22 protein-coding genes are annotated in these 24,325 nt (G+C 70.0%); 12 read left to right on the forward strand and 10 right to left on the reverse strand.

Features of this window, described 5'->3' with window-relative positions; translation table 11 throughout:
• The first annotated feature begins 17 nt into the window (after window positions 1-17).
• On the forward strand, window positions 18-617 hold the full coding sequence (locus ACZ55A_RS19175) for a GTP-binding protein (protein WP_468841579.1): 600 nt from the start codon (window positions 18-20) through the stop codon (window positions 615-617).
• Between the two features lie 95 nt (window positions 618-712).
• Window positions 713-1,966, forward strand: a complete 1,254-nt coding sequence (locus tag ACZ55A_RS19180) for a styrene monooxygenase/indole monooxygenase family protein (protein WP_468841257.1) — start codon at window positions 713-715, stop codon at window positions 1,964-1,966.
• On the opposite strand, the gene ACZ55A_RS19185 is transcribed toward ACZ55A_RS19180, so the two are convergent.
• From ACZ55A_RS19185 to ACZ55A_RS19200, 4 genes are all read right to left on the reverse strand, one after another.
• On the reverse strand, window positions 1,956-3,527 hold the full coding sequence (locus ACZ55A_RS19185) for an alpha/beta hydrolase (RefSeq protein WP_468841259.1): 1,572 nt from the start codon (window positions 3,525-3,527) through the stop codon (window positions 1,956-1,958). The genes ACZ55A_RS19180 and ACZ55A_RS19185 overlap by 11 nt on opposite strands.
• 513 nt (window positions 3,528-4,040) lie before the next feature.
• Window positions 4,041-4,307 (reverse strand): hypothetical protein, encoded by a 267-nt coding sequence (locus ACZ55A_RS19190; RefSeq protein WP_468841261.1) that lies wholly within the window; start codon window positions 4,305-4,307, stop codon window positions 4,041-4,043.
• A gap of 36 nt (window positions 4,308-4,343) precedes the next feature.
• Window positions 4,344-5,084, reverse strand: coding sequence for a TetR/AcrR family transcriptional regulator (locus ACZ55A_RS19195; protein WP_468841263.1), 741 nt, complete (start codon window positions 5,082-5,084; stop codon window positions 4,344-4,346).
• 73 nt (window positions 5,085-5,157) lie between these two features.
• A complete protein-coding gene (locus ACZ55A_RS19200) occupies window positions 5,158-6,105 on the reverse strand; it encodes an AurF N-oxygenase family protein (RefSeq protein WP_468841265.1) in 948 nt (315 codons plus the stop codon).
• Window positions 6,106-6,311: 206 nt separating this feature from the next.
• On the opposite strand from ACZ55A_RS19200, the gene ACZ55A_RS19205 reads away from it, so the two are divergent.
• The gene (locus tag ACZ55A_RS19205; RefSeq protein ID WP_468841267.1) at window positions 6,312-7,421 is read left to right on the forward strand and encodes a ferritin-like domain-containing protein; all 1,110 of its coding nucleotides are present in this window, start codon (window positions 6,312-6,314) and stop codon (window positions 7,419-7,421) included.
• A 300-nt stretch (window positions 7,422-7,721) separates the two neighbouring features.
• On the opposite strand, the gene ACZ55A_RS19210 is transcribed toward ACZ55A_RS19205, so the two are convergent.
• On the reverse strand, window positions 7,722-8,564 hold the full coding sequence (locus ACZ55A_RS19210; RefSeq protein WP_468841269.1) for an alpha/beta fold hydrolase: 843 nt from the start codon (window positions 8,562-8,564) through the stop codon (window positions 7,722-7,724).
• Between the two features lie 86 nt (window positions 8,565-8,650).
• Here ACZ55A_RS19210 and ACZ55A_RS19215 point away from each other — a divergent pair, with 86 nt between their 5' ends.
• Window positions 8,651-9,124, forward strand: coding sequence for a MarR family transcriptional regulator (locus ACZ55A_RS19215; RefSeq protein ID WP_468841271.1), 474 nt, complete (start codon window positions 8,651-8,653; stop codon window positions 9,122-9,124).
• Window positions 9,125-9,132: 8 nt separating this feature from the next.
• Here ACZ55A_RS19215 and ACZ55A_RS19220 read toward each other — a convergent pair whose 3' ends face one another.
• From ACZ55A_RS19220 to ACZ55A_RS19235, 4 genes are all read right to left on the reverse strand, one after another.
• Window positions 9,133-9,960, reverse strand: coding sequence for an ABC transporter ATP-binding protein (locus tag ACZ55A_RS19220; RefSeq protein WP_468841273.1), 828 nt, complete (start codon window positions 9,958-9,960; stop codon window positions 9,133-9,135).
• Between the two features lie 79 nt (window positions 9,961-10,039).
• A complete protein-coding gene (locus ACZ55A_RS19225; RefSeq protein WP_468841275.1) occupies window positions 10,040-10,528 on the reverse strand; it encodes an HD domain-containing protein in 489 nt (162 codons plus the stop codon).
• 34 nt (window positions 10,529-10,562) lie between these two features.
• Window positions 10,563-12,026, reverse strand: a complete 1,464-nt coding sequence (locus tag ACZ55A_RS19230) for a peptidoglycan D,D-transpeptidase FtsI family protein (protein ID WP_468841277.1) — start codon at window positions 12,024-12,026, stop codon at window positions 10,563-10,565.
• Complete coding sequence (locus tag ACZ55A_RS19235; protein ID WP_468841279.1) at window positions 12,023-13,468, reverse strand: FtsW/RodA/SpoVE family cell cycle protein; 1,446 nt, start codon at window positions 13,466-13,468, stop codon at window positions 12,023-12,025. The genes ACZ55A_RS19230 and ACZ55A_RS19235 overlap by 4 nt, the downstream gene beginning before the upstream one ends.
• A 529-nt stretch (window positions 13,469-13,997) precedes the next feature.
• Here ACZ55A_RS19235 and ACZ55A_RS19240 point away from each other — a divergent pair.
• Entirely contained in the window at window positions 13,998-15,293 is a 1,296-nt protein-coding gene (locus ACZ55A_RS19240; protein ID WP_468841281.1) for a cytochrome P450, read from the forward strand.
• Window positions 15,294-15,363: 70 nt separating this feature from the next.
• On the opposite strand, the gene ACZ55A_RS19245 is transcribed toward ACZ55A_RS19240, so the two are convergent.
• Window positions 15,364-16,332 (reverse strand): LysR family transcriptional regulator, encoded by a 969-nt coding sequence (locus ACZ55A_RS19245; RefSeq protein WP_468841283.1) that lies wholly within the window; start codon window positions 16,330-16,332, stop codon window positions 15,364-15,366.
• Window positions 16,333-16,929: 597 nt separating this feature from the next.
• On the opposite strand from ACZ55A_RS19245, the gene ACZ55A_RS19250 reads away from it, so the two are divergent.
• Genes ACZ55A_RS19250 through ACZ55A_RS19280 form a run of 7 tightly spaced genes read left to right on the forward strand, consistent with a single transcriptional unit; the run spans window position 16,930 to window position 24,239 of the window.
• Window positions 16,930-17,916 (forward strand): L-tyrosine/L-tryptophan isonitrile synthase family protein, encoded by a 987-nt coding sequence (locus ACZ55A_RS19250; RefSeq protein ID WP_468841285.1) that lies wholly within the window; start codon window positions 16,930-16,932, stop codon window positions 17,914-17,916.
• Window positions 17,917-17,931: 15 nt separating this feature from the next.
• Window positions 17,932-18,735 (forward strand): TauD/TfdA dioxygenase family protein, encoded by an 804-nt coding sequence (locus tag ACZ55A_RS19255; protein WP_468841287.1) that lies wholly within the window; start codon window positions 17,932-17,934, stop codon window positions 18,733-18,735.
• 56 nt (window positions 18,736-18,791) lie between these two features.
• Window positions 18,792-20,030, forward strand: coding sequence for a styrene monooxygenase/indole monooxygenase family protein (locus ACZ55A_RS19260; protein ID WP_468841289.1), 1,239 nt, complete (start codon window positions 18,792-18,794; stop codon window positions 20,028-20,030).
• Window positions 20,027-21,169 (forward strand): LLM class flavin-dependent oxidoreductase, encoded by a 1,143-nt coding sequence (locus ACZ55A_RS19265; RefSeq protein WP_468841291.1) that lies wholly within the window; start codon window positions 20,027-20,029, stop codon window positions 21,167-21,169. Before ACZ55A_RS19260 ends, ACZ55A_RS19265 begins: the two co-directional genes overlap by 4 nt.
• Window positions 21,166-22,446 carry a styrene monooxygenase/indole monooxygenase family protein gene (locus ACZ55A_RS19270; protein WP_468841293.1) on the forward strand — a complete coding sequence of 427 codons (1,281 nt, stop codon included), beginning with the start codon at window positions 21,166-21,168 and terminating at the stop codon, window positions 22,444-22,446. Before ACZ55A_RS19265 ends, ACZ55A_RS19270 begins: the two co-directional genes overlap by 4 nt.
• Before the next feature lie 18 nt (window positions 22,447-22,464).
• Window positions 22,465-23,007, forward strand: a complete 543-nt coding sequence (locus ACZ55A_RS19275) for a cupin domain-containing protein (protein ID WP_468841295.1) — start codon at window positions 22,465-22,467, stop codon at window positions 23,005-23,007.
• Between the two features lie 50 nt (window positions 23,008-23,057).
• Window positions 23,058-24,239 (forward strand): MFS transporter, encoded by a 1,182-nt coding sequence (locus ACZ55A_RS19280; protein WP_468841297.1) that lies wholly within the window; start codon window positions 23,058-23,060, stop codon window positions 24,237-24,239.
• Window positions 24,240-24,325 lie beyond the last annotated feature (86 nt).

A 24,325-nucleotide genomic window follows, 5' to 3' on the forward strand; every position in this document is an offset into this window, starting at 1 on the left:
CGGGTCAGGCCGCCCCGGTGGCCACGGCCGCCGACGCGGGCCTGCACAGCTGGCAGACGGACCGTTCCCGGGCACCGATCGCCACCAAGATCGTGGTGGCCGGCGGCTTCGGCGTCGGCAAGACCACCTTCGTCGGATCGGTCTCGGAGATCACCCCGCTCCAGACCGAGGCGGTGATGACCCAGGCCAGCGAGGACACCGACGACCTGTCCTCGACCCCGGAGAAGACCACGACCACGGTCGCCATGGACTTCGGCCGGATCACCCTCGACCAGGACCTGGTGCTCTATCTGTTCGGCACGCCCGGACAGCAGCGCTTCTGGTTCATGTGGGACGACCTGGTGCGCGGTGCGATCGGTGCGATCGTGATGGCCGACACCCGGCGGCTGGAGGACTGCTTCCCGGCGCTGGACTACTTCGAGAGCTGCGGGCTGCCGTACGTCGTCGCGGTCAACCACTTCGAGGGGACCGAGTCGTACGCCGCCGAGGACGTCCGCGAGGCGCTGACCGTCCCGGAGCGGGTACCCGTTGTGATCATGGACGCGCGCCAGCGGGTCACGGTGGTCCAGTCGCTGCTCGCGCTGGTCGGCCACGCCCTGGAAACCGCGCCGGAGTAGCCGGGCCCGCCCGCTACGGGCCCGACCCGAGGGGTCCTCCCTCGCTCCACCCCCCACACCTCTCCCCGAACAACGCAGTGAAGAGAAGAGCCGCCATGCGGAAGATACTCATCGTCGGAGCCGGCCAGTCCGGCCTCCAGCTGGCCCTCGGCCTCCAGTCCCAGGGCTACGAGGTCACCTTGATGTCCAACCGCACCGCCGACGAGATCCGCTCCGGCCGGGTCATGTCGACGCAGTGCATGTTCGACACCGCCCTCCAGCACGAGCGCGACCTCCAGATCAACTTCTGGGAGAGCCAGGCCCCGCGGATCGAGGGCCTGGGCGTCTCGGTCGCCGCGCCCGGCAGCCATGCGGAGCCCGGCGGCTCGCAGCGCGCCATCGACTGGGTCGGCAAGCTCGACGGCTACGCCCAGTCCGTCGACCAGCGGGTGAAGATGGCCGGCTGGATGGAGACCTTCGCCCAGCGCGGCGGCCAGCTCGTCATCCACGGTGCGGCCGTCTCCGACCTGGACTTCTTCGCCGGACGCTACGACCTCACGCTGGTCTCGGCCGGCAAGGGCGAGCTGGTGTCCATGTTCGGCCGGAACGCCGAGCGTTCGCCCTACGACACCCCGCAGCGCGCGCTCGCCGTCTCCTACGTCCACGGCCTGGGCCCGCGGCCGGAGCACCCCGACTACGACGCGGTGCGCTGCAACCTCGTCCCCGGTGTCGGCGAGCTCTTCGTCATGCCGACGCTCACCACCTCGGGCCGCGCCGACATCCTCTTCTGGGAGGGCATCCCCGGCGGCCCGCTGGACGTCTTCCAGTCCGTCAAGGACCCGGGCGAGCACCTGGCCACCACGCTGGAGCTGATGGAGAAGTTCCTGCCCTGGGAGTACGCGCGCGCCACCAAGGCCGAACTGACCGACGCCGGCGGCACCCTGGCCGGCCGCTACGCCCCGACCGTCCGCAACCCGATCGGCCGGCTGCCCTCCGGCGGGCTGGTGCTCGGCGTCGCCGACGTCGTCGTGGCCAACGACCCGATCACCGGCCAGGGCTCCAACTCGGCCGCCAAGTGCGCCGCTTCCTACCTCGCCTCCATCGTGGAGCGAGGGGAGAAGCCCTTCGACGAGGAGTGGATGCAGACCGCCTTCGACCGCTACTGGAGGACCGCCCAGCACGTCACCAAGTGGACCAACGCGATGCTGGCCCCGCCGCCGGAGCACATCCTCAACCTCATCGGCGCGGCCGGCCAGGTCCAGGCCGTCGCCGACCGGTTCGCCAACGGCTTCGACGACCCGTCCGACTTCGAGAACTTCTTCTACGACCCGGACAAGACGAACGCCTACCTGGCGTCGGTCACGGGCTGACGCCGGCCGCCCCCGGCCGCGGTGTGTCCGTCCCGCACACCATGTCCCGGGCCGGGGGCGCCCCCGTCAGCAGGAAGGTGTCCACGACGCGGTCCACACAGGCGTTGCCGTTGCGGTACTGGCCGTGGTCGCCGCCGGCCGCCGTCACCAGCCGCGAACCGCGCAGCGCGCGGTGGGCCGCCACCGCTCCCTCGTAGTGCGTGGCCGGGTCGTGGCGGGAGTTGAGCATGAGGGTGGCCGGCAGGCCCTTGCCGGTCACCCTCACCCGCGGTGCCCCGGAGGCGGGCCAGGCCGCACAGGTCGCGGCGAACGCCAGCTCCCGGGCGCCGACCAGCGGATGTTCCGCGGTGTCCTTGGCGCTGCGCCGGATCCAGTAGCCGATATCGCGGTTCCACGGAGTGTCGTTGCAGGTCACGGCCGAGAAGTCGGCGAGGAAGTCCGGTGACAGATAACGGGTGAAGACCTCCCGCACGGTCTGCTTCTCCTGCGGCGTTGCGGTGTCCCAGTGCTCCAGGGCCGCGAGCCCGCGTGCCAGGACGGGGAACGCCGAGGCGCTGTAGAGCGCCTGGAGCGTGCCGTTGTCGAGCTGGTTGGGGCCGATCACCGTGCCGTCGACGTGGACCGGGTGCGCGCGCAGCGCGGCCCGCCGCCGCTCCCAGGCCGCCTGTGCCCGGGCGGGGGAGTTTCCGTAGTGGTAGACGGCGTCCCGGCCGGCGAGCCAGGGCAGGAAGTCCTGCTCGAAGCGGCGCTGGAAGCTCCTCGGCTGTCCCTCCTCGAAGGACTGCCAGCTGCCGGCGAAGGCGATGTTGCTGTCGAGGACGAACCGGTCCACCCGCCGCGGGAACTCGCTCGCGTAGTAGGCGCCGAGCATCGTGGCGTAGGAGGGGCCGTAGTACGAGAGCTTCGGGGCGCCGAGCAGCGCGCGGTAGAGGTCCATGTCGTGGACCGCCTGATCGGTGGTGAGGTACGGCAGCAGACCGCCGCTCCTGGCCACGCAGCTCCGCACCAGTTGGCGTGAGCGCGCAACGACGCCCTTGACGGCCGCGGGTGAGCGGTCGCGGAAGTCATGCGCGAAGAAGTCCTGGAACTCCTTCTCGCTCTGGCAGTGCACGGGCGTACTGCGGCCCACGCCCCGCTGGTCGAAGCCCACCACGTCGTAGACGGCGGCCAGCTCCGGGGACTTCGCCACGAAGCCCTGGGGCCGGAGCAGCCCCGAGGCGCCAGGGCCGCCCGCGGCCATCATCAGCACCCCGCGCCTGCGGTGCGGGTCGCTCGCCCGGTGCCGGGAGACCTCCACGGTGAGGTCCCGGCCGGCGCGGGGGCGGTGCCAGTCGCGCGGCACGGTCATCGCCGCGCACTCCAGCGACGGCGCCCCGGCACAGGCCTGCCACACCAGCTTCTGCTCCGCGTAGCGTGCGGGCACCTCCGGCCGGGCGGCCGCCGCGGCGGAGGCGCTGACCGGCCCCGGCAGCACGGCCGCCGCGAGAGCTGCCGCCACCCCCGACACAACGGTGGCCGCCACCGCCCGCCGTCGGCGGCGGGACAGGGGCTTCCTCGGCATGAACATCGTTCCTCCCCAAGGGACATGGGCAACAAGGACGATGCTCCACGGGCGGCGGATGCGGGTCGATCATGCTGGGGTTACGTTTGGGGGTGGCACTAGCATCCCCCCTTCCCACGTTTTCGGCTGTCCCGCCGTGGTTGTTGCTCGCCGTGGCGCCTGCGGCGGGCCAGGTGGTGGTCGGGTGCGGTGACGGACCTCCGGGGTCTTGTTTGTGGACTGCTTCGCTTTACGTCCACAAACAAGACCCCTCCGGCCCGTCCCCTCCCGTTGAGGGAAAAGGAAAGGCCGGCGGGGGTGCACGTAAGTGATCACGTGCACCCCCACCGGCCTTGGTCCACCCACCCACGGGAGGGGCCGCGCCGCAGGACGAAGTCCGGAGGAGCGGCACCGCACCCGACAACCCACGCCCGCCGCAGGCGCAACGGCGAGACGGGACACGGCGCCGCAGCCGACAACGTGGGCCGAGGCAAAGCGCAGCGGAACGGCGGGACAGCCGAAAACGTGGGAAGCCTAACTCCAAGGCCACTTGAGGCGCTTCAGGCCACGGCCCGACGGTTCGGCCTCCGGGTCGTACTCGTACTTCCACCCGGCGGGGAGACCCAGTCGCCCCACCCGGGCGGGGACCCGTCGGTAGACATGTACCGTCGGCGGCCGGCCGTCGTCGTTCGGCACCGGGACTTCATAGGTCTTCGGCGGCTGGCCGGTCATACCGAGCAGCACCGGCAGGACCCGGCCGTCCAGCGGTCCGCCGACGAACGGGGTGTTCTCGCTTCGCACCGCCCCAGTCTCCCACCCGGAGGGTGCGGAAGCAGGTCACAGCAGGTGCGCGGCGTCGCTCACGACGGGCAGGATCTGGCGGGCGAGAGTGCCGAGCGGGCCGTCGGAGGCCTCCAGCTTCAGCGCCGCCCGGGTGACCCGCGCGGTCTGCGGGTCGCGGGCCGCGGTGGCGGTCAGCAGGGCGACGAAGTGGTCGACCAGCCAGTCGCGCAGTTCGTCGAGCGGGGGCCGCTTGCCCTCGTCGAGCCAGATCAGTGAGGCGCCCTCGACGGCGCTGATCCACATCCGGACGGTCATCCGCAGCAGCAGGCCCGGCTCCGGCTCGCCCAGATGGCGCAGGATCTGGTCGGCGGCGGCGCGCCGTACCTCGTCCACGATCGCGGACGTACGGGAGGTCTCCACGACGCTGCCGCCCTGGAGCAGCGCGCTGAAGCCGGCGTCGTGCTCGTCGACGAAGGCCAGATAGCGGTCCAGTGCGCGCGACAGCCGCCGGGTGAGCGGCCCCGTCTCCGGCTCGGCGAAGCAGCCTTCCAGGATGTCGGCGGCGCTGCGCAGCGCGGCCTCGTACAACTGCTGCTTGCCGCCGGGGAAGTAGCGGTAGACCAGCGGCCGCGAGACCTCGGCGGCGGTGGCGACATCGTCCAGCGAGACGTCCTCGGGGGCGCGGTGGGCGAACAGGTCGAGCGCGGCGGCCAGCAGTTGGCTGCGGCGCTGCTCCACGCTCAGCCTGCGATAGGCGGGTCGGGGTACTGCTGGGGCGGTGCCGCTGCCGTTCATGCACAGCAGCGTAACCGCACCGGATTTCCGTTCGTACAGGTGCTCGTGTCCGGCCGGCATGCAAGTCGGCCCTTCAGGCCAGCAGTCCGGAGCTGCGCCACAACCTGCGGCCCACCCCGCGCAGTACGCCGATCTCGTCGAGGAAGTCGGTCAGCCGCCGGGCGCCGGACTGCATCACCTCGCGGCGGTGGCCGCTGGCCTTCACCTGCGCCAGGGCCTCGCGCCTGTCCAGTCCGACGTTGGTGTAGACGTCCGGATTCACGAAGGCGAGGGAGAAGACCCGGGCCGCTTCGCCGGAGCTGATCCGGGTCAACTCCCGTTCCCAGCGCGGCGCGGTGACCATCTGGCGGCGCAGTTCCTCGCGGGCGTACCGGACATGGCGGGCCTCCTCGACGACATGGATCCGGGTCACCCCGCGCACCAGGGTCTGCACCCGCTCGTCCGGGAAGGTCAGCCGCTGCATCCAGTCCAGGATCTCCTCGCCGAGGAGGGTGCAGGCGAAGGAGCCGGGGGTGGTGGAGACGGTCTTCAGGACGCGGGCGAGGTTGTGGTGGAGGCGGGAGACCGGGTACGCCGGTGCGCCGCCTCGCTGGATCATGCGGGCGAACATCTTGGAGTGCCGGCACTCATCGGCGATCTCGGTGAGCGCATAGCGGACATGTGCGCTGGTGACGGGCTTGTCGTAGATGTGCCGGACGAGCAGCTGCATCAGGATGATCTCGAACCAGATGCCCAGCGAGGCGAGCGAGGCGGCCTCGTGCCGGGAGAGGTCCTGCTGCTGCTCCAGCGACATCTTCTTCCACAGCGGGGTGTCGTAGAGCGAGACCAGTTCCGGCGGCCAGAACCACTTGCCCTCTTCGAGGGGTGCGTCCCAGTCGAGTTCGGTGTCGGGGTCGAAGGAGTGCTTGGCGGAGGAGTCGAGCAACCGCTCGGCGACCTGTTCCCGGTCCTTGAGCAGACCGAGGGCGTCCCGCAGGACTTCGGTGTCCGTCACGGTCATTGCGGTGGGCGTGCTCGTCATGGCTGTGGCTACCTCGCTCATGGGGTCGGGGCCGGTCCGGCGGATCAGGGCCGGACCGGCCCTACCCGCGGTAAGCTCTTATGAGACTGCTTGTCAGCAAGCTCGTCAATCCCCTGCGCACGACTTATTGACCCGCCGGTAAGAAACGTGTGAGCCTGCCAACGACCGCCCATGACAAGGCGTTTGGCGAGCCGAGGAGGCTGTCCGTGTCGACCCGAGACCTCTACGCACAGGACCCAGGCAGCCCGCTGTGGAAGGTGCCCGCCTCCGGCGCGGCCCGCTTCAGCTGGGAGTACGGCGACGGACGCGAACGGCTGCTCGCGCTCTACCAGAAGGGCAAGGACAAGCAGTGGGACGCCAATCTGCGCATCGACTGGGACCTGGAGGTGGACCCCGCCGACCCGCTCGGCACCCCCGATGAGTCGATGTCCCTGTACGGCACCAAGTACTGGGACAAAATGAACCGGCGGGACCGCGGTGAGCTCCGCCGGCACTACACCTCCTGGCAGTTCAGCCAGTTTCTCCACGGTGAGCAGGGCGCCATGGTCTGCGCGGCCCGGATCGTGGAATCCGTACCGGACCTCGACGCGAAGTTCTACTCCGCCACCCAGACCATGGACGAGGCACGGCACGCCGAGATATACAGCCGCTTCCTCCAGGAGAAGATCGGGATGCTCTACCCGGTCAACGACAATCTCCAAACGCTGCTCTCCGACACCCTCACGGACTCCCGCTGGGACATGCCCTACCTCGGTATGCAGGTGCTGATCGAGGGCCTGGCGCTGGCCGCCTTCGGCATGATCCGCGACACCACCACCAAGCCGCTGCCGAAGCAGATCCTGGCCTACGTCATGCAGGACGAGGCGCGCCATGTCGCCTTCGGCCGTATGGCGCTGCGCGACTACTACAAGCAGCTCACCGACGCCGAACTGCGCGAGCGCGAGGAATTCGTCATCGAGGGCTGCTATTTGATGCGCGACCGGCTGCGCGGGCTGGAAGTGCTGGAAAACTTCGGCATTCCGCACGCCGAGGCCGCCGAATTCACCGAACGCTCCGAATTCCTGCACCTCTTCCGGAAGCTGCTCTTCAGCCGCATCGTGCCGTGCGTGAAGGACATCGGGCTGTGGGGCGAACGACTCCAGCGCGCGTATCTCGACATGGGCGTCTTCGAGATGGGCGACGCCAACCTGGATCTGCTGATGGCCCAGGACGAGGAGCTCGCCGAGAAGCTGGACGCGGAGCGCTTCGCCGCCGAGGAGCAGGCCCGTACGGCGGAGGTCGCGGAGGCCATCGCGCAAGGGGCGGCGGGGGACTGACCCCCACGAGGCGGGTCATCCACGGGTCAGCCGGCCATGACGAACACGCCGATGAAGAAGGCCATGTAGAGCAGCAGGATCGCGCCCGCTACGGCCGCCACGATGAGGACAGCCTTCATCACTTTCTCCACGGCACGACGGTCGCGGACGGGTCGCACAGGGACCTGGGGGCCACCCTCGTGTTCACTCACGGAGTCATCCTGCCGACCGCGGTGCCGGCGGGCCATCCGTAGAAGTACTCATGTCAGGGTGGTGGCGGGTCGGACCGCTGTCGGACGGGACCTGGGATCACGTGCCCGTTCAGCCGTCCAGAAACTCCCGTATCCGCCGGGCCAGTTCCCCGGACCGGTCGTCCGGCATCGAGTGATGGCTGACCCCCGGCAGGGTCTCCACCCGTATGTCCGCCGGTGTCCGGGCCGCCCCTGCCGCGACCCGCCGCAGCGCATGGGCCCGGCTGCGCTCCGCCAGCAGCACCAGCGCCGGCACCCCGGCCTCGCGCAGGGCGGTGACCTCGGGCCGCGGCCCGGTGACGGGCTTCGCGTCGCGGAACTCCAGCGCGCCCAGCCCCATCAGCCGCACCAGTTCGGGGGCCGGCGGTGCGCCGCGCGTCTCCCACTCCAGGAACCGCCGGGTGCTCCGCTCCCCGGGCCGGACGAACAGCGGCAGCGCCCGCAGCAGGTACGACGCCCGGAACCCGGCGAAGCACTGGGTGGGGTCGAGCAGCACCAGCCGGTCGACCCGGTGGGGCGCGTGCACCGCATGGCTCAGCGCGAGCCAGCCGCCGTACGAGTGCCCGACCACCGTGGCCGACGCCAGACCGAGGCCGTCGAGCACACCGTCGAGCCACGCCGTCAGGTCCGCGGGACGCCGCAGCGGCCGGCTGCCGGGGACGCTGAGCCCCGGCGTGCCCATCTGGTCCGGCGCATGAAGCCGGTGCGTGGGGGCGAGTCCGGCGGCGAGGGCGTACCAGACGGCGGAGGTGGTGCCGCCGCCGTGCAGCAGTACCAGCGGGGGCCCGTCGGCCGGGCCGCAGATGTTGACCCGGGTACTGCCGAACTCCGAGACCACCTCCCGGCGTTCCACCGGGACCGGCCACCGCGCCATGGCCTCTTCGTAGGCGGCACGGAAGGCAGCGGCTGGCATACGAGTTCCCCTCGCTCGGCAAGTATCTCGCTGAGCGAGATATTAGAGTAGGGGGCCGGGAAGCGGAAACGGGAAGGCGGTTGTTCATGACCGAGCGGCGGGAAGCGGAAGAGCCCGAAGGGATGGACCTCATCCATCTCCTGCGCGAGGTGACCGTGCAACTCGACCTCGCAGGGGCCCGGTTCGCCGGCCGCAACGGTCTGCACCCCACCGACCTCCGGGCGCTGATCGGCCTGCTGGACGCCGCCCGCGCCGGCACCGAGACCACCCCCGGCCGGCTCGGCGCCCAACTGGGCCTGAACTCCGCCGGCACCACGGCGCTCATCGACCGCCTGGAACGGCTCGGTCTGCTCCGCCGGGTCCGGGACCACCGCGACCGCCGCCGCGTCCTGCTGGAGGTCGACGACCGCGCGCTCGCCCTGGGCCAGTCGTTCTTCGGCCCGCTGATCGACCGCACCCTCGGCCTCCTCGCCACCTTCGACGCCGGAGAACGGGCGGCGATCCGCCGGTTCCTGGGCGGGGTGCGCGACGCGGCCGCCGAAAGCGAGGACACCCCCTAGGGCTAGCCTCAGGCCACGCCCCGGCCCGAGCGGGCCAGCCAGCGGCCCTCGTGGTGGGAGACCTCGATCGGGCGGCCGAAGCAGGCGGTCATCCGGGCACTGGTCAGTACCTCCTCGACCGGGCCGCGGGCCTGGACGCGGCCGTCGCGCAGCAGCAGGGCGTGGCCGATGGCGGGGGAGAGCTCCTCCAGATGGTGGGTGACCGTCACGGTCGCCAAGTCGGGGCGGCCGGTGGCCAGTCGGTGCAGGGCATCGATCAGGTCCTCGCGGGAGGGCAGGTCGAGCGCGTTGAAGGGCTCGTCGAGCAGCAGCAGTGAGGGGTCGGCCATCAGGGCGCGGGCGATCAGGATCCGGGCCCGCTGGCCGCCCGAGCACACTCCGTACGGGCGGTTCGCCAGCTCCTTGCAGTCCAGTTCGGCGAGGAGTTCATGGGCGCGTTCGCGGGTGGCGGGGTCGTACGAGCGCCACAGCGGCTGCACGGTGCCGGTCGCGCCGGTCAGTACGACGGTGTGGCCCGTCGCGTCCTGCGGGACCTTCTGGGCGCTGGAGACCAGGCCGATGACGGCGCGCAACGCACGGACGTCTACCGAGCCGAGCCGGTGGCCCAGCACCTCGACGGTGCCGACGGTGGGGAACATCAGCGCGCCGAGGAGGCGCAGGACGGTGGTCTTGCCGGCGCCGTTCGCACCGAGCAACGCCCAGTGCTCACCGGAGCGTACGGTCCAGTCGACGGCGTCGAGGATGATCTGGTCAGTGGTGTAGCGGCGGACGCCGACGCCTTCCAGGGCGGCGATCACGCGGGCGGGGCGCGGGTCCGACGGCTGCGGAGGGGTCATCGCGGCAGGGTAGCTGTGCATGCCATCTTTCTGCCCGGCCGTCCGCGGTGTGGACCTCCGGGGGCGGGGAGCGGCGGTTTCAGGCCAGGCCCAGCAGGGTCCGCACCCGGGCGTACTTCGCCGTCAGACGGTCCCGCGTCGGCGCGTCCAGCACGGCCAGCCGGGCCGGATCGGCGTTGTGCGCCAGGTCGGCCTCCTTGACCAGCAGCGCACCGGGCGTGGCCAGAATGCGGGCGGTGTACTCCTCCAACGGCTCACCCGCCCGCTTGGTGACCGCCAGAACCATCGCCTTGGTCGCCTCGCTCAGCGCCGCACCGGCCAGCCACTCATGGCTCAGCGCCGCGTCCTCGACCGCGTCGTGCAGCCAGGCCGCCGCGATCTGCTCCTCGCTGCCGCCCCGCGCACGCACCCCGTCGGCGACCGCGGCCAGATGCTCGGCATACGGGCGGCCCGCCTTGTCGGTCTGCCCCCCGTGCGCCCGCCGGGCCAGCTCCTCCACTTCGGCGAGGGACAGCAGAGGGCGTGGGGCGGGTGGGCCGGGCGAGGCGGGCGGGGGAGTGTCGGTCATGCGGACATTGTGGCGTGGGCGGGGAGCGCGGTGCCTAGGAGCGCTGCCGTAGCGCCGCCGCCATCACCGCGCGGGCGATCGGTGCCGCGCTGCCGCCGCCGCTGATGTCCGCGCGGTCGGCGGCCGCGTCCTCGACGACCACGGCCAGCGCGACCGCCGGCTCGTAGGTGTCCTTCTGCCGCGCCCAGGAGATGAACCAGGCGTACGGCAGCCCCTCGTTGTGCACACCGTGCTGGGCGGTGCCCGTCTTGCCGCCGACCGTCACCCCCTTGAGGGCGGCGCGCCGGCCGCTGCCGTGCGCGACGACGTCGGTCATCATCTCCTGGAGCCGTCGCGCGGTGGCCGGGCCGACCACCTCGCGGTCCAGCCGGTGCGGTCCGGGGGCGACCATGATGCCCCTGGCGTCGGTCACCTTGTCGACGAGGTACGGCGGCGCCAGCCGGCCCCCGTTGGCGACCACCGCCGCAACCATCGCCATCTGGAGCGGGGTGGCGGCGGTGTCGTACTGGCCGATGGACGAGAGCGCGAGCTGTGCGGGGTCCATCCGGGTGTCGAAGGTGCTGGGCGCGACGGGGGAGGGGAGGCGCAGCAGGCGGTCGTTGAAGCCGAACCTGCGGGCCATGTCGGACATCCGGCGCAGCCCGATCCTGGCCCCCAGCCGCGCGAAGACGGTGTTGCAGGAGGCCCGGAAGGCGTAGCGGAGCGGGGCGTCCTCGCAGTCCTCGGCCGCATTGCCGAGCCGGGTGGCGGTGCCGGGCAGGGTGTAGGGGTCGGGCGAGTCCGTGGGGGCGTCGATATCGGTGACCCGGCCGCTCTCCAGCGCGGCCGCCGCGGTGACGACCTTGAAGGTCGAGCCGGGCGGATAGGTCTGGTGCAGCGCGCGGTTGAGCATCGGGCGGCGCACGTCTCCGTTCAGCCGGCGCCAGGCCTCGTCCACCGCCGGGCCGTTGCCGGACAGCGCGCCCGGTTCGTACGACGGCGTGCTGACCAGCGCCAGGATCCGGCCCGTACGCGGCTCGATCGCGGCCACCGCGCCCTTCTTGCCGCCCAGCCCGGCGAACGCGGCGCGCTGCATCCTGGCGTTGAGGGTGGTGTGGACGGTGCCGCCCCGGCGATGGGCGCGGGTGAAGTGGTCCCACCAGGGGAAGGCGGCGAGCCGGTCGTCGTCGCCGGAGAGGATGCCGTCCTCGGCCTGTTCCAGCAGTGAGGTCCCGTAGGTCTGCGAGGAGTAGCCGGTGACCGGCGCGTAGAGCGGCCCGTCGGTGTAGGTGCGCTCGTAGCGCAGCCGTCCGCCGCTGTCCCGGGACCCGGTGACCGGGCTGCCGTCGACGAGCACCGCGCCGCGCGGCACGGCGTAACGTGCGATCTGCGCCCGCCGGTTGGCCGGGCTCGCGCCGTAGTGCTCCGCCTCGATGACCTGGACCCGGGCCGCGTTGACCAGCAGGGCGACCAGCAGCAGGAAGGAGAACGCGGCGGTGTGCCGGATGCAGCGGATCAACGGCCGGCCTCCGGTGCGGGGACGCCGTCGGCGGGGGCGGCCCGCGGGGACGTGGGGCGCGGCCGCCCGTGTGCCCGCCGTTCCGGCTCCGGCCGTGGACTCCGCGCCCGGTCGCTGATCCTCAGCAGCAGCGCGACGATGATCCAGTTCGTGACGACGGACGACCCGCCCTGGGCCAGGAACGGCATCGCCATCCCCGTGAGCGGGATCAGCCCCATCACCCCGCCCGCGATGACGAAGACCTGGAGGGCGGGGAGGGCCGCCAGGCCGACGGCCAGCAGACTGCCGAAGGGGTCCCGCAGTCCGAGCGCGGCCCGGTAGCCGCGGGCCACCAGCAGCGCGTAGAGGAGGAAGAGCGCGGTGAGTCCGGCCAGCCCCAGCTCCTCGCCGAAGGTCGCCAGGATGAAGTCGGACTTCATGGCGAAGCCGATGAGGGCGGAGTGGCCCTGGCCGAGGCCGGTGCCGAGCAGCCCGCCCGCGGCGAAGGCGAAGAGCGACTGGGCGAGCTGGCCGGCTCCCCGGCCCGCCGCGATGCCGGCGAACGGATGCTGCCAGTCCTCGACCCGGCCGTGCACATGCGGCTCCAGGGTGCCGACGGCGGCCGCGCCGACCGCCGCCAGCAGCAGCCCGACCGCGATCCACCCGGTCCGTCCGGTCGCGACGTACAGCAGCACCACGAAGATCCCGAAGAACAGCAGCGAGGTGCCCAGGTCGCGCTCCAGGACCAGTACCGCCACGCTGATCAGCCAGATCGTGACGATCGGCCCCAGCACCCGGCCGGCCGGCAGCTGAAGCCGCATCACCCGGCGGCCGACGTGTGCCAGCGCGCTGCGGTTGGCGGCGAGGTAGCCGGCGAAGAAGACGGTGATCAGCACCTTGGCGAACTCGCCCGGCTGAATGGAGAATCCGGCGAGCCGGATCCAGATCTTCGCCCCGTTGACGGCCGGGAAGAGAATCGGCGCGGCCATCAGGAGCAGGGCGAGCGCCGCGCACACATAGGCGTAGCGCTGGAGCACGCGGTGGTCGCGCAGCAGCAGCACCACCCCGATGAAGAGCGTGACCCCGACCGTCGACCACATCAGCTGGGTGGGCGCGGCATGGTCGTCCGGGGTCTCCAGATCGAGCCGGTAGATCAGTACCAGCCCGAGCCCGTTGAGGAGGACGGCGGTGGGCAGCAGCAGCGGATCGGCGTACGGGGCGCGCAGGCGTACCGCGAGGTGTGCGAGCAGGGCCAGCCCGCCGATCCCGGCGCCGTAGCGGAGCGCACCGCCGGGGAGCGCATGCCCTCGGGCCAGGCCCACGACGGCATAACCGCAGACGCTGATGAGCACGGCGCCTACGAGGAGGGCCAGTTCGATACCGCGCCGCCTGGGCACGAGCGGCAAGGGTGGGGGAGTGTCCGCGGGGCGCGCGGTGGCCGCCGTCCCTGCCGTTGCCGTCATGCCTGGCAACGTAGCAAGCAGTGGCCGCTATTTCCGTTATGTCGGATACCGCGTCCGGACGGCATCCGGGGCCCCATGCGCGGCTGTCCGAGCCTTCCGGCCGTCGACGCGGTGCTCGCCCACGGGGGAGCGCCAGTTCGCGATCGCCTCTCCCTGCCCACAGGGAAGTACGCGAGGGTGAAGGGGATGTCGAGGGCCGGCCCGATCGAATGGATCATGATCGCGGGGATGACTAAGGGAAGAATCAGGGACGGCTCAGGGACCTCCCGGGGCCTTAGGGGGTTGTTCCGTGAACGCGGCCAATGACAGTTTGTAAACTCTTCCAGACCGAATAGAAGAAGGCCGAGCTCGTCACGCTGATGCGGACGACCGAACACACCGGTCGAGGGCATGGACCTGCGCCATGACCACCGCGAGCGAGGGGCTATGGCGTACGTCACACCCGTGCACGCCGAGTGGAGGTCCCGTGTTGTCCCGGCCGCCTTTGGGCCGCCAGCGCGGGTGACCGTGCCCCTCGACGAAAGGCAGTATGAGCGTCATGACGACCCTCCGATCCCGGATCATCGCCTGGGCCGGCCGCCTGTATCTGGCGAGGACCCAGAGGAAAGGCTTCGACCTGTCTCGAATGTCTTTCTTGCCCGAGTCCGTCCTGATGCCCCTGCGGCGGGACGGTCTCAACCCGGTGGGCGATCTGGCGGCGGTACGGGAGAAGGAGCCCATCAGCAGGCTGCCCGTACCGATAGCCGCCAACGTCTGGCTCGTCACTGGCTACGACGAGGTCAAGGCGGTGCTCGGGAAGGCCAGTGCCTTCAGTTCGGACTTCACCAACCTGGTCGGCAAGGCCGGTGCCGGCGCCGAACAGAACCCCGGCGGACTCGGATTCGCCGACCCGCCCGTGCACACCCGTCTGCGCCGGCTGCTGACCCCCGAATTCACCATGCGCCGGCTCGGCCGGCTCACGCCCCGCATCCACGAGATCGTCGAGGAACGTCTCGACGCCATGGAAGCGGCGGGCAAAAACGGTGACCCGGTCGACATCGTGCACGCTTTCGCGCTGCCCATCCCCTCTCTCGTCATTTGCGAACTCCTCGGCGTTCCTTACGAAGACCGCGCCGACTTCGAGCGGCTGAGCGCGGCCCGCTTCGACCTTTTCAGCGGTGCGAACGCGTCCTTCGGGGCCATATCCGAATCGCTCTCGTATTTCCGGGACATCGTCAAGAAGCAGCGGGAAAACCCCGGTGACGGATTGCTCGGCATGATCGTCAAGGAGCACGGCGACTCGGTCAGTGACGAGGAACTGGCGGGCCTCGCCGACGGCGTACTGACCGGCGGCTTCGAGACCACCGCCAGCATGCTGGCGCTCGGCACCTTGGTCCTCCTTCAGGACCCGAAGCACTTCGCGGCCCTCAACGACGGCGAGGAGGCCGTCGAGCGCTATGTCGAGGAGCTGCTCCGCTACCTGACCGTCGTGCAGGTCGCCTTCCCGCGTTTCGCCCGCGAGGACCTGGAGATCGGTGGCGTCCAGATCGCCGCCGGCGACGTGGTGCTGTGCTCGCTGAGCGGCGCGGACCGGGACGGCAAACTGGGCCCGGAGATGGAACAGTTCGACCCCTCCCGCAACGTCCCGTCCCACCTGGCCTTCGGCTACGGCATCCACCGCTGTGTGGGCGCCGAACTCGCCCGGATGGAACTGCGCGCCGCCTACCCCGCCCTGGTCCGCCGCTTCCCGAACATGCGCCTGGCCGCCGAGCCGGAGGAGCTGGCGTTCCGCAAGCTGTCGATCGTCTACGGGATCGAGTCCCTGCCGGTCCGGCTGGACGGCTGACGCCGGGGTCGGCCGGCCGGTCCGGACCGGGCGCCCGCCAGCGGGCCGGTGCCCGGTCCTCGCTGTGCGCTCAGCGCACGCCCTCGACGGCGGCCCGCGGGCGCTCGGGATGCCGCATCGTCCCCGCGGGCAGTCCCTGCCGGCGCAGCCGGCGGCAGGCGTCCTTGACCACGTCGATCTGCGGGGTCTCGTGGTCGGCGGCCGGCCAGGCGACGGCGAAGGTGCACGGCGGCAGGTCGTGCACCGGCAGATAACTGATGTCGGGGCGCGGGTAGAACTCGGCCGCGACGGCGGGCAGAAAGGCGATCGCCCCGTCGAACGAGACCGCGGACAGTAGTGATTCGACCCGGGTGACGCGGTGCGAGGTATAGCGGACCGGGCTGCCGTCGGGGCGCGGGTCCATGGCCCAGAAGTCGCGCCCGGCCTGCGGCATCTCCGGGGTGAGGCTGACCGTCGGACGGTCGGCGAGGTCCGCCAGCCGCAGCGACGGGCGCCGGGCGAGCGGGTCCGAACTGGACAGGCACACCACACGGGGTTCCGTGCTCAGCGGCTGGGTGCGCAGCCCGTCGGGGACGGGGAGGTAGACGAACGCCGCGTCGATCTGGCCCTCTGCCAGTGCGGTGGCCTGCTCGACCAGGTCGACCACCCGGACGGTCAGATCGAGACCCGGGTGCAGGGCCGTGATCGTGGCGAGCACGCTGCGGGTCGAGGCCAGTGCGGCGGCGCAGTCGGACACCCCCAGCCGCAGTCCGCCCCTGCCGAGCGAGGAGTGCCGCGCCGCGTTGCGCAGATCGTCCGTGGCGTCCACGACGTTCTTGACCAGCGGCAGCAGCTCCTGGCCGATGGGTGTCACCTCGACCCGGCGGCTGGTGCGGGTGAACAGCTCCACGCCCAGCCGGTGTTCGAGCGAGCGGATCTGCTGGCTGAGGGCGGGCTGGGTGAGGTAGAGGCGGGCGGCGGCGCGGCCGAAGTGTAATTCCTCGGCCAGGGTCAGCAGCAGGCGCAGTTGATGGACCGTGGGGTCCTCAACATTGATCACAGTCGATGTCCCCCCATGGATCGGACATTGATATGGAGCGCTGTCTTCCGTATTCCGCCAGCGAGTTGATCTGCACCGCGGGAACGTGCTTCACATACCGACCAGTATGCAAGGAAATCCCACCGTTCCTGATCAATAAACTTTGCTCTACCGCTCCATGTCACATGTTAATCGATAGCTTATTGCGCGGGCCACTGTGCAGGTGGCAACCTGCAGTTACTTTAGCGCTTGCGGGGGATTCTGGCGTCCGGGCGATTGCGGTGGGTCACAGGGGGTTCAAGTGACCAGCCGTGCCGCCGGGTTGCCCCCTCGGCCGCACACGGCGAAGCGCTTCCAGTCATGTTCAGCCAGAAGTGGCTGGTCGGGGTGGATAACGGGGGGACTTGGTGCCGCACCAGCGGATCGCCAACCGAGCAGTGTCAGAACGAAGCAGCACGTGGCCGGCTACCGCACACGTGCGCCCGCCGCAGGCGAACAGAACCGCACCACCATTCGCGGCGGCCGGCTTCCCTTCCTCCGATAAATCCCGTTCAGGCCGTCCTTGTACAGACGGGGAAACTCTGGCTACCCACGGGTGAATTCATGTGCCATGGAGGAATGGTGAACAACAGTGCAACGGAGGGGCCGTGTTCGGCCGACGTCTCCCGCAGAGTTCTGGAACTCCTCTACCGCTACCGGCGGGTCGACGACTCGCTGAAGACGGAAGACACTCTTGAAAATGCACCGTGCGCGGCCTGCTTCGAAACGCGCCAGGCCAAGCTGGAACGTTTCATCGAACGGGACGAACCGATCCACTTCGTCGTCCCGGCCTTTCCGGCGAAGTCGCCGAACCAGAGCAAGGTGCTCGGCGCGTTACCGGATCTCGGTGAGCACATGGGACTGGGCTTCCTCCAGTCGCTGTGCGACTACGTGAGCCATTTCTACGCCCCCGGAGCCCGGGTCACGATCTGCTCCGACGGCCATGTCTTCGGCGATGTGGTCGGCGTGACCGACGGCGCGGTGACCGCGTACCGGGAGAGCCTGGCGGAGCTGATCAGGGCGGAGAACTGGACGTCACTGGACCTGTACGGGCTGGACGACGCCTTCGGCGGTATGGACTATCCCAAGCTGCGGCAGGTGCTGGAGCACAACTACTCCTCCAGCCTGGAAGAGCTGAAGGAGAGCGTCCGCAGCGACAACAGCGCCCGCTCGCTGTTCAACGGTATTCACCGCTTCATGTTCGAGGACGCCCTGGCGCGGAACAAGGGAGAGGCCTCCAAGTCCCAGCTGCGCAAGGACTCGAAGGACACCGCGTACCAGACCATACGCCGAAGCAATGCCTGGAGCCGGGTGGTCGCCGAGAAATTCCCCGAGGCAATACGGCTGTCGATACACCCGCAGCCCCCGCATTCGGAGAAGTTCGGCCTGCAGCTCATGCGGACGCGGGACGGCTGGCTGACCCCCTGGCACGGCGTGGTGCTCGACGACGGAGTCAGTCTCTCCATCGTCAAGAGGTGGGAGGCCGAGGAGCTGAATGCCTCCCTGGTCTGGCGGCACGGCCGCCCCTCCCACTTCGTCGGACCCCACCTCGCCACGAATTCCTAGAAAGGCAGTACCGACATGAACGGTTTTGCGTCCCCCGGCACGATGAAGCATCTCCCGCTGCGCCCGTTCGGCCGCATCGTCGAGGCCCCGGCCGGTACCGGCATCGGTGACATACCCGTCGAGACGCTCGCGCGGTGGACCGAGGAATCCCGGGTCCTGGTGCTGCGCGGTTTCTCGCGCCTGGGAAAGCAGGAGTTCGCCGACTACTGTCGGCGCTGGGGCGAGGTGCTCAAATGGGAAGCCGGTGAAGTCATCGACCTGATCGTCGAGGACAACCCGAAGAATTACCTGTTCGCCAGCGGCGATGTGCCCTTCCACTGGGACGGCGCCTTCGTCGAGGCCGACCCCCGGTTCTTCTTCTTCCAGTGCCTCGACGCCGCCCCCGACGCGGGCGGGGAGACCGTCTTCTGCGACACCACCGCGGTATACCGGGACGCCGCTTTCGAACTCCGCGAGCAGTGGGCGGAGATCAGCCTCACCTACAAGACCGACAAGCTGGCGCATTACGGCGGAGAGGTCACCGAAAAACTGGTCTCCCAGCACCCCGCCACCGGCGTCCCCGTGCTCCGTTTCGCCGAGCCCCTGGACCCGGCGGTCTACAAGAACCCGGTGTACGCCACGGTCCAGGGGATCGAGGAGTCGCAGGCCGACGACTTCCTGGCGACGATGGCCGAGCTGGTCCACCGGCCCGAGTACTGCTACGCCCATGCCTGGGAGGCCGGCGACCTCGTGATCGCCGACAACTTCGCGCTCATCCACGGCCGTAACGCCTTCACCGGCCCGACCACCCGCCATCTCCAGCGGGTCGAGGTCATCTGAGCCGCACCCCGTCAAGCCCAGGAGGGAACCATTCCCAGCACAGGTGGAGCGAGAGCATGAGTATTGGCATTGTGGGCACCGGGATATCCGGCCTGCACCTTGCACTCCGGCTGCAACAGCTCGGTGTCGACGCGACGTTGTACACCGCCCAGGAGCCGGACGACATCCGCAGTGGGCCGCCGTTGAACTTCGTCACTCGTTTCGGTTCCACCAGGGAAAGGGAAAAGGCCCTCGGTATCACCGAATGGGCGTCCAGCACGTACGACAACCCTTGGATGCATATGCGCATCGAGGGTCCGGAAGGGCTGAACTTCCTCGGCAGACTGCCGACTCCGGCAAGCTCGGTGGATTTCCGGATGTACCTCGCGGGGCTGCTGGAGGAGTACCAGCGGCGTAACGGAAACCTCGTACACCGCACGATCGCCGACCGGGACCGGCTCGCCGAACTGGCCGGACACCATGACCTCCTGGTCGTCGCCGCGGGCCGGGGCGCGCTCACCGACACCTTCCCGCGTGACCCGGCCCGCTCGCCCTACACCTCGGCGCCGCGGCAGCTCGCCGGAGGGCTGTTCCACGGCATCCGGCCGCCCGAGCCCGCCGGGATGACCATGCACATGGTCCCGGGAGCGGGTGAGATCCACGCACCCACGTACCACTCGTTCACCGGACAGGTCACCGTCGTCCTGGTGGAGGCGCTGCCCAGCGGCCCGTTCACCGCGCTGACCGGCCGGAACTACCGGGACGAACCGGACCAGTTCGCGAAGGACGCCCTGGACCTGATCACCACGTACGCGCCCACGCTGCGCGAGCGGATCGACGAGCGGGAGTTCGCCCTCGCCCGTCCCGTGGACCTGCTCCAGGGCGCGGTCGTGCCGGTGGTGCGGCACGGCTGGGCGCAGCCGGCACCGGACAGGTTCGCGCTGGCCATCGGCGACGCCTGGATCGCCAACGACCCGCTGACCGCGCAGGGCGCCAACCTCGGCTCGTACCAGGCCTTCCAGCTCGCCGACGCGCTGCACAAGCACACCGGGCCCTACGACGAGCAGTTCTGCCGCACGGTCTCGGAGCGGTTGTGGCAGGCCGCCCGGCCGGTCGTCGACTGGACGAACATGTTCATCGGCGACCCGCCGCCCCATATGGGCACCCTGCTGGCGGCCGCGGCCGCCGACCAGCGCGTGGCGGACGCCTTCGTGCGCAACCTCGACCGCCCGGATGCCATGTGGCAGGCCCTCTGCCGGCCGGAGAACACCGATCGATTCATTGCACAGGCACGGTCAGTGAGGAGCGCGGTATGAGCGTCAAGGTTGGCCTGGTCTGGGACGCCGTGGGGCAGATCGAGGCCGGACGCGGCCTGCTCGGTCTCGCCCGTACGGCCGGACTGGACACGTTCCTGGTCTTCGACCACCTGATCAACATCTTTCCCCGGCAGGCCTGGGACGCGGACTTCACCCATCTGACGGAGGAGTTGCCGACCCCCGACCGCTGTCTCGACTTCGCCACCGTGCTCGGCAGCTTCGCCCCGCAGGCGGGACCGGTCCGGCTCGCGATCGGGGTCACCGACCCCAACCGCCGGCACCCCGCCGTGCTGGCCCAGACCGCGCTGACCCTGGCGCAGCTGACCGAACAGGCGCCGGTTCTCGGCATCGGCGCGGGGGCGCTGGAGAACCTCCAGCCGTTCGGCGTCCCGCACGACCACCAGGTCGGCCGGGTCGAGGAGGCCCTGCAGATCCTGCGGATGTTCTTCGCCGGCGAGGGCCCGCACGACTTCAAGGGGACGTTCTTCACCCTGGACCGGGCGCTGATGGGGCTGCGGCCCCCGGAGGGGAAGACCCCCAGGATCTGGCTCGGGGCGAACCGCAACCGGATGCTCACACTGGCCGGCCGGTACGCCGACGGATGGCTCCCCTCGGAGCTGATGACCCCGGACGAGTACGCCCGGCGGCTGGGCGTGGTGCGCTCGGCGGCCGTCGCGGCGGGCCGCGACCCGGACGGCATCGTCGCCGCGGGCGGGGTACCGATCGTGGTGGCCGAGACCGATGCGGAGGCCCATGAACTCCTCAAGGCCCCGGCGATCCGCTTCCTCGCCCTGCACGCCGGCGCGGACAAATGGCGCAAGTACGGGGTCCCGCACCCGTTCGGGGAGGACTACCGGGGGCTGGTGGAGCTGCTGCCCCATCTGCTGACCCGCGACGAGGTCCGGCGCGCCATGGCGGCGGTCCCCGACGAGCTGGTGGCCGAGCAGGCCCTCGTGGGGAGCCGGCAGACCGTGCTGAAGCGGATCGGTGAGCTGATCGACGCCGGCCTCGAACACCCCATGCTGATACCGGTCTCGGCACTGGCCTCACCCGCGGCGGCCGCCTTCACGGTGGAGACCGTGGTGTGGCTGGGAACCGAGCTGCGGACGGCCCCCTCCGCTGGAAGTGTGACGCCATGACGAGCATCGGCATCATCGGCTCCGGCATCTCGGGCCTCCAACTGGCCCTGAGGCTCCAGCAGTTGGCCGTTCCGGTGACTCTCTACTCGACGCAGGACGCCGAGGGGCTCAGGTCCGGGCGGCCGCGGAACTTCCCGGCCAGGTTCGCCCGCACCCAGCAGCGGGAGAAGCAGCTCGGTGTCTTCGACTGGCACCTGGCCGACGCACAGGTGCAGCACTGGGCGGTCACCGTCCGGACCGGCGGGCCCGCCCTGGAGTTCCTGGCCGCGCTCACCCCGCCGTCCAGCGTGGTGGACTTCCGTATCTATCTGCCGCATCTGTTCAACGAGTTCGTCAACCGCGGCGGGGACGTGGTGACCGGTACCCGCCCGGTCGAGGAGATCGCCCCGCACCACGATCTGATCGTGGTCGCCAACGGGGACCGCTCGATGCGGCACCTCTTCCCGGTGGACCCGCTGCGTTCACCGCACGCCACACCGCAGCGCATTCTGTGCAGCGGGCTCTACTTCGGAATCGACGAGGACGTACCGCATTCGCTCGATATCCACTTCCTGCCCGGCCTCGGCGAGATTCTGCGGCTTCCGTTCTATTCCCCCGCCGGGCGGGCCGATGTCCTCGCCTTCGAGGCGGTACCGGGCAGCCCGCTGGAGGCGCCCGCCCGCCTCGACGCGGACGCCGATCCGGAGGCCTTCCACCACCAGGTGCTGGAACTGGTCGCCACCTACGCCCCGGAACTGCGCGAGCGCATCACCACCGAGAAGTTCACCCTGATCGGGCCCGGTGAACTGGCACAGGGCGGCATTACACCGGTGGTCCGCCAGGGATGGACACGACTGGAGAACGGCACCTGCGCGCTGGCCATCGGTGACGCCTGGATCACCAATGACCCGCTGACCGCACAGGGCGCCAATCTCGGCTCGCACACGGCATTCGCGCTGGCCGATCTCATTACGACGCAGGTGGGCCCGTTCGACGCGGCATTCTGCCGTTCCGCTTCCGCGCAGCTCTGGGAGCACGCGCGCCATGTAGTCGAGTGGAGCAACGCCTTCCTCGGCGAGCTCCCGCCGCATGTCCAGGGCCTTTTCGCGCGGGCCGCGGAGGACAAACGGATCGCCGATGCCTTCGTCAGCAACTTCAACGACCCCGTATCGATGTGGCAGACCCTCTCCAGCGAAGAAGGCGTGGCCGCGTTCCTCGCCGGCGCTCGGCGCCAGGGCCCGTCGCCCGTGAAGTCCGCCCCCGAACACCGGCCCGCGGCCGCATCCGACAAGCCGTAATTCCTGGAAAGGAGCACGATGACCCACCTGGAAATCGAACGTGACGCGCAGGGCCGGGAGAAGGGGCTGTTCATCCCGGAGTCCGACCAGACCGCGGTATGGCTGCTCGGCGGCCTGGCGCAGGTCAGGGTTCCCGGAGCGGCGACCCGGAACTCCTTCACCGTCGTCCAGCACACCGGAAAGCGCGGCTACACCACCCCGCTGCACATCCACGACTACGAGGACGAGGTCTTCATCGTCCTGGACGGCACCCTGCGCATGATCTGCGACGGAAAGGAACAGATCGCCGAGGCCGGCTCCACGATGATCGTGCCCAGGACCGTCCCGCACGGTTTCGTCGCGACGTCCGACAACGCCCGCTTCCTCACCATCCATTCGACGCCGCAGCCGGACCGCACCCCGCAATTCGACCTTTTCCTGGATTCCGAGATACCGCGCGCCAAGGCGCTCACCCTTCCGACGGAAGAGGCCGCCGAGGAAGCCGCGGTGGACCTCGATCACATCATCGCGCTTGGTACCAAGTACGCGTACGGCTACGCCGGACCGGCTCCCACCCCGTAGTGGGCCGGCGGCGGATCGACAGAACTACAACACCGGACAGAAGAGGCACCATGAGGTTAAGTCTCGTTTCCCTGATGCTGTGTGTTTTCGGCATCACGACAGGCGAGTTCGTCATCGCGGGCATCCTGCCGGACATCGCGGGCGATCTCGATGTGTCGATCTCGGCCGCCGGCCTGCTGGTCACCGCATACGCCATCGGAATGATCATCGGTGGCCCGGTGATGACCGCACTGACCGCGCGTTATCCGCGTAAGCCGCTCATCATGGTGCTGCTCGCGATCGTGATCGTCGGTAACCTCGCCTCGGCATTCGCCCCGTTCTACGGAGCGCTGTTCGGGGCCCGGATCATCACCTCGCTGGCGACCTCCACATTCTTCGCCAACGCGATCGTCATCGCGGCCTCGACCGCGCCGCCCGGAAAACAGGCCTCCACGGTTTCCAAGCTCGTCTTCGGAATGAACCTGTCCATGATGCTCGGTGCCCCGCTCGGCACCTTCGTCGGCAACAACTACGGCTGGCGGGCCACCTTCCTGGTCATCGCCGGAGTCTGCCTCCTCGGCCTGCTGCTCTCCCTGAAGCTCGTGCCGAGCGTCGAAGGCGCCACACCGGGTACCTCCGCCGTCGCCGAACTCCGGGTGTTCCGCAACCGCAATGTGCAGCTCGCCATTCTCGTCACCGCCATCGGCAATGCGGGCCTGCTCATGTTCTTCACCTACTTCGCGCCGCTGCTCACCGACATCACCAAAATCGCCGGCGGCACCGTCGCCGTCCTGTTGCTGGTGTACGGAGTCGGCGCCGCGGCCGGCAATTTCGTCGGCGGCTGGCTCTCCGACCGTGCGCTGATGCCCTCCCAGGTCGGGCTGCTCGCCGTCCTCACCGCTGGATTGGCCTTTATGTGGGCGGTCAGCACCAACACCGTGGCCACCGTCATCATGGTGTTCCTGATCGGCGCGATGGGCTTCTCGGTCATTCCCGGAATGCAGACCCGGGTCCTGACCACCGCAAGTGAGGCGCCGACCCTGGCCATTGCGGTCAACGCCTCCGCATATCAGCTCGCGGCGGCATTCGCCGGATGGCTCGGCGGCCGGGTCATCGACAGTGGATTCGGTCTGCGCTCGGTCTATCTCGCCGCGGCGGTCGTCACCGTCGTCGGCATTCTCGTCAGCTGCTACGCGTGGTACCGGGACCGCACGGTGGCCAAGGTGGAGGAGGCGGAGGCCTCCCCGGCCTGACACATCCGGCCGGCCGGGCCCGCCCTTCTCCCGCATACCGGGGCGGGCCCGGCCGGCGCACCAGAAATCATCGGGGAACTCAGGGG

It is taken from the genome of Streptomyces sp. NPDC034111 (assembly GCF_055575375.1).

Coding starts and splice junctions, on each gene's coding strand:
- ACZ55A_RS19210 (WP_468841269.1), bottom strand. CDS start 8,564: ATGCCAGCCGCTGCCTTCCGTGCCGCCTACGAAGAGGCCATGGCGCGG.
- ACZ55A_RS19275 (WP_468841295.1), top strand. CDS start 22,465: ATGACCCACCTGGAAATCGAACGTGACGCGCAGGGCCGGGAGAAGGGG.
- ACZ55A_RS19235 (WP_468841279.1), bottom strand. CDS start 13,468: ATGACGGCAACGGCAGGGACGGCGGCCACCGCGCGCCCCGCGGACACT.
- ACZ55A_RS19220 (WP_468841273.1), bottom strand. CDS start 9,960: ATGACCCCTCCGCAGCCGTCGGACCCGCGCCCCGCCCGCGTGATCGCC.
- ACZ55A_RS19180 (WP_468841257.1), top strand. CDS start 713: ATGCGGAAGATACTCATCGTCGGAGCCGGCCAGTCCGGCCTCCAGCTG.
- ACZ55A_RS19250 (WP_468841285.1), top strand. CDS start 16,930: ATGGTGAACAACAGTGCAACGGAGGGGCCGTGTTCGGCCGACGTCTCC.
- ACZ55A_RS19270 (WP_468841293.1), top strand. CDS start 21,166: ATGACGAGCATCGGCATCATCGGCTCCGGCATCTCGGGCCTCCAACTG.
- ACZ55A_RS19185 (WP_468841259.1), bottom strand. CDS start 3,527: ATGCCGAGGAAGCCCCTGTCCCGCCGCCGACGGCGGGCGGTGGCGGCC.
- ACZ55A_RS19200 (WP_468841265.1), bottom strand. CDS start 6,105: ATGACGAGCACGCCCACCGCAATGACCGTGACGGACACCGAAGTCCTG.
- ACZ55A_RS19195 (WP_468841263.1), bottom strand. CDS start 5,084: ATGAACGGCAGCGGCACCGCCCCAGCAGTACCCCGACCCGCCTATCGC.
- ACZ55A_RS19215 (WP_468841271.1), top strand. CDS start 8,651: ATGACCGAGCGGCGGGAAGCGGAAGAGCCCGAAGGGATGGACCTCATC.
- ACZ55A_RS19265 (WP_468841291.1), top strand. CDS start 20,027: ATGAGCGTCAAGGTTGGCCTGGTCTGGGACGCCGTGGGGCAGATCGAG.
- ACZ55A_RS19225 (WP_468841275.1), bottom strand. CDS start 10,528: ATGACCGACACTCCCCCGCCCGCCTCGCCCGGCCCACCCGCCCCACGC.
- ACZ55A_RS19240 (WP_468841281.1), top strand. CDS start 13,998: ATGAGCGTCATGACGACCCTCCGATCCCGGATCATCGCCTGGGCCGGC.
- ACZ55A_RS19280 (WP_468841297.1), top strand. CDS start 23,058: ATGAGGTTAAGTCTCGTTTCCCTGATGCTGTGTGTTTTCGGCATCACG.
- ACZ55A_RS19255 (WP_468841287.1), top strand. CDS start 17,932: ATGAACGGTTTTGCGTCCCCCGGCACGATGAAGCATCTCCCGCTGCGC.
- ACZ55A_RS19260 (WP_468841289.1), top strand. CDS start 18,792: ATGAGTATTGGCATTGTGGGCACCGGGATATCCGGCCTGCACCTTGCA.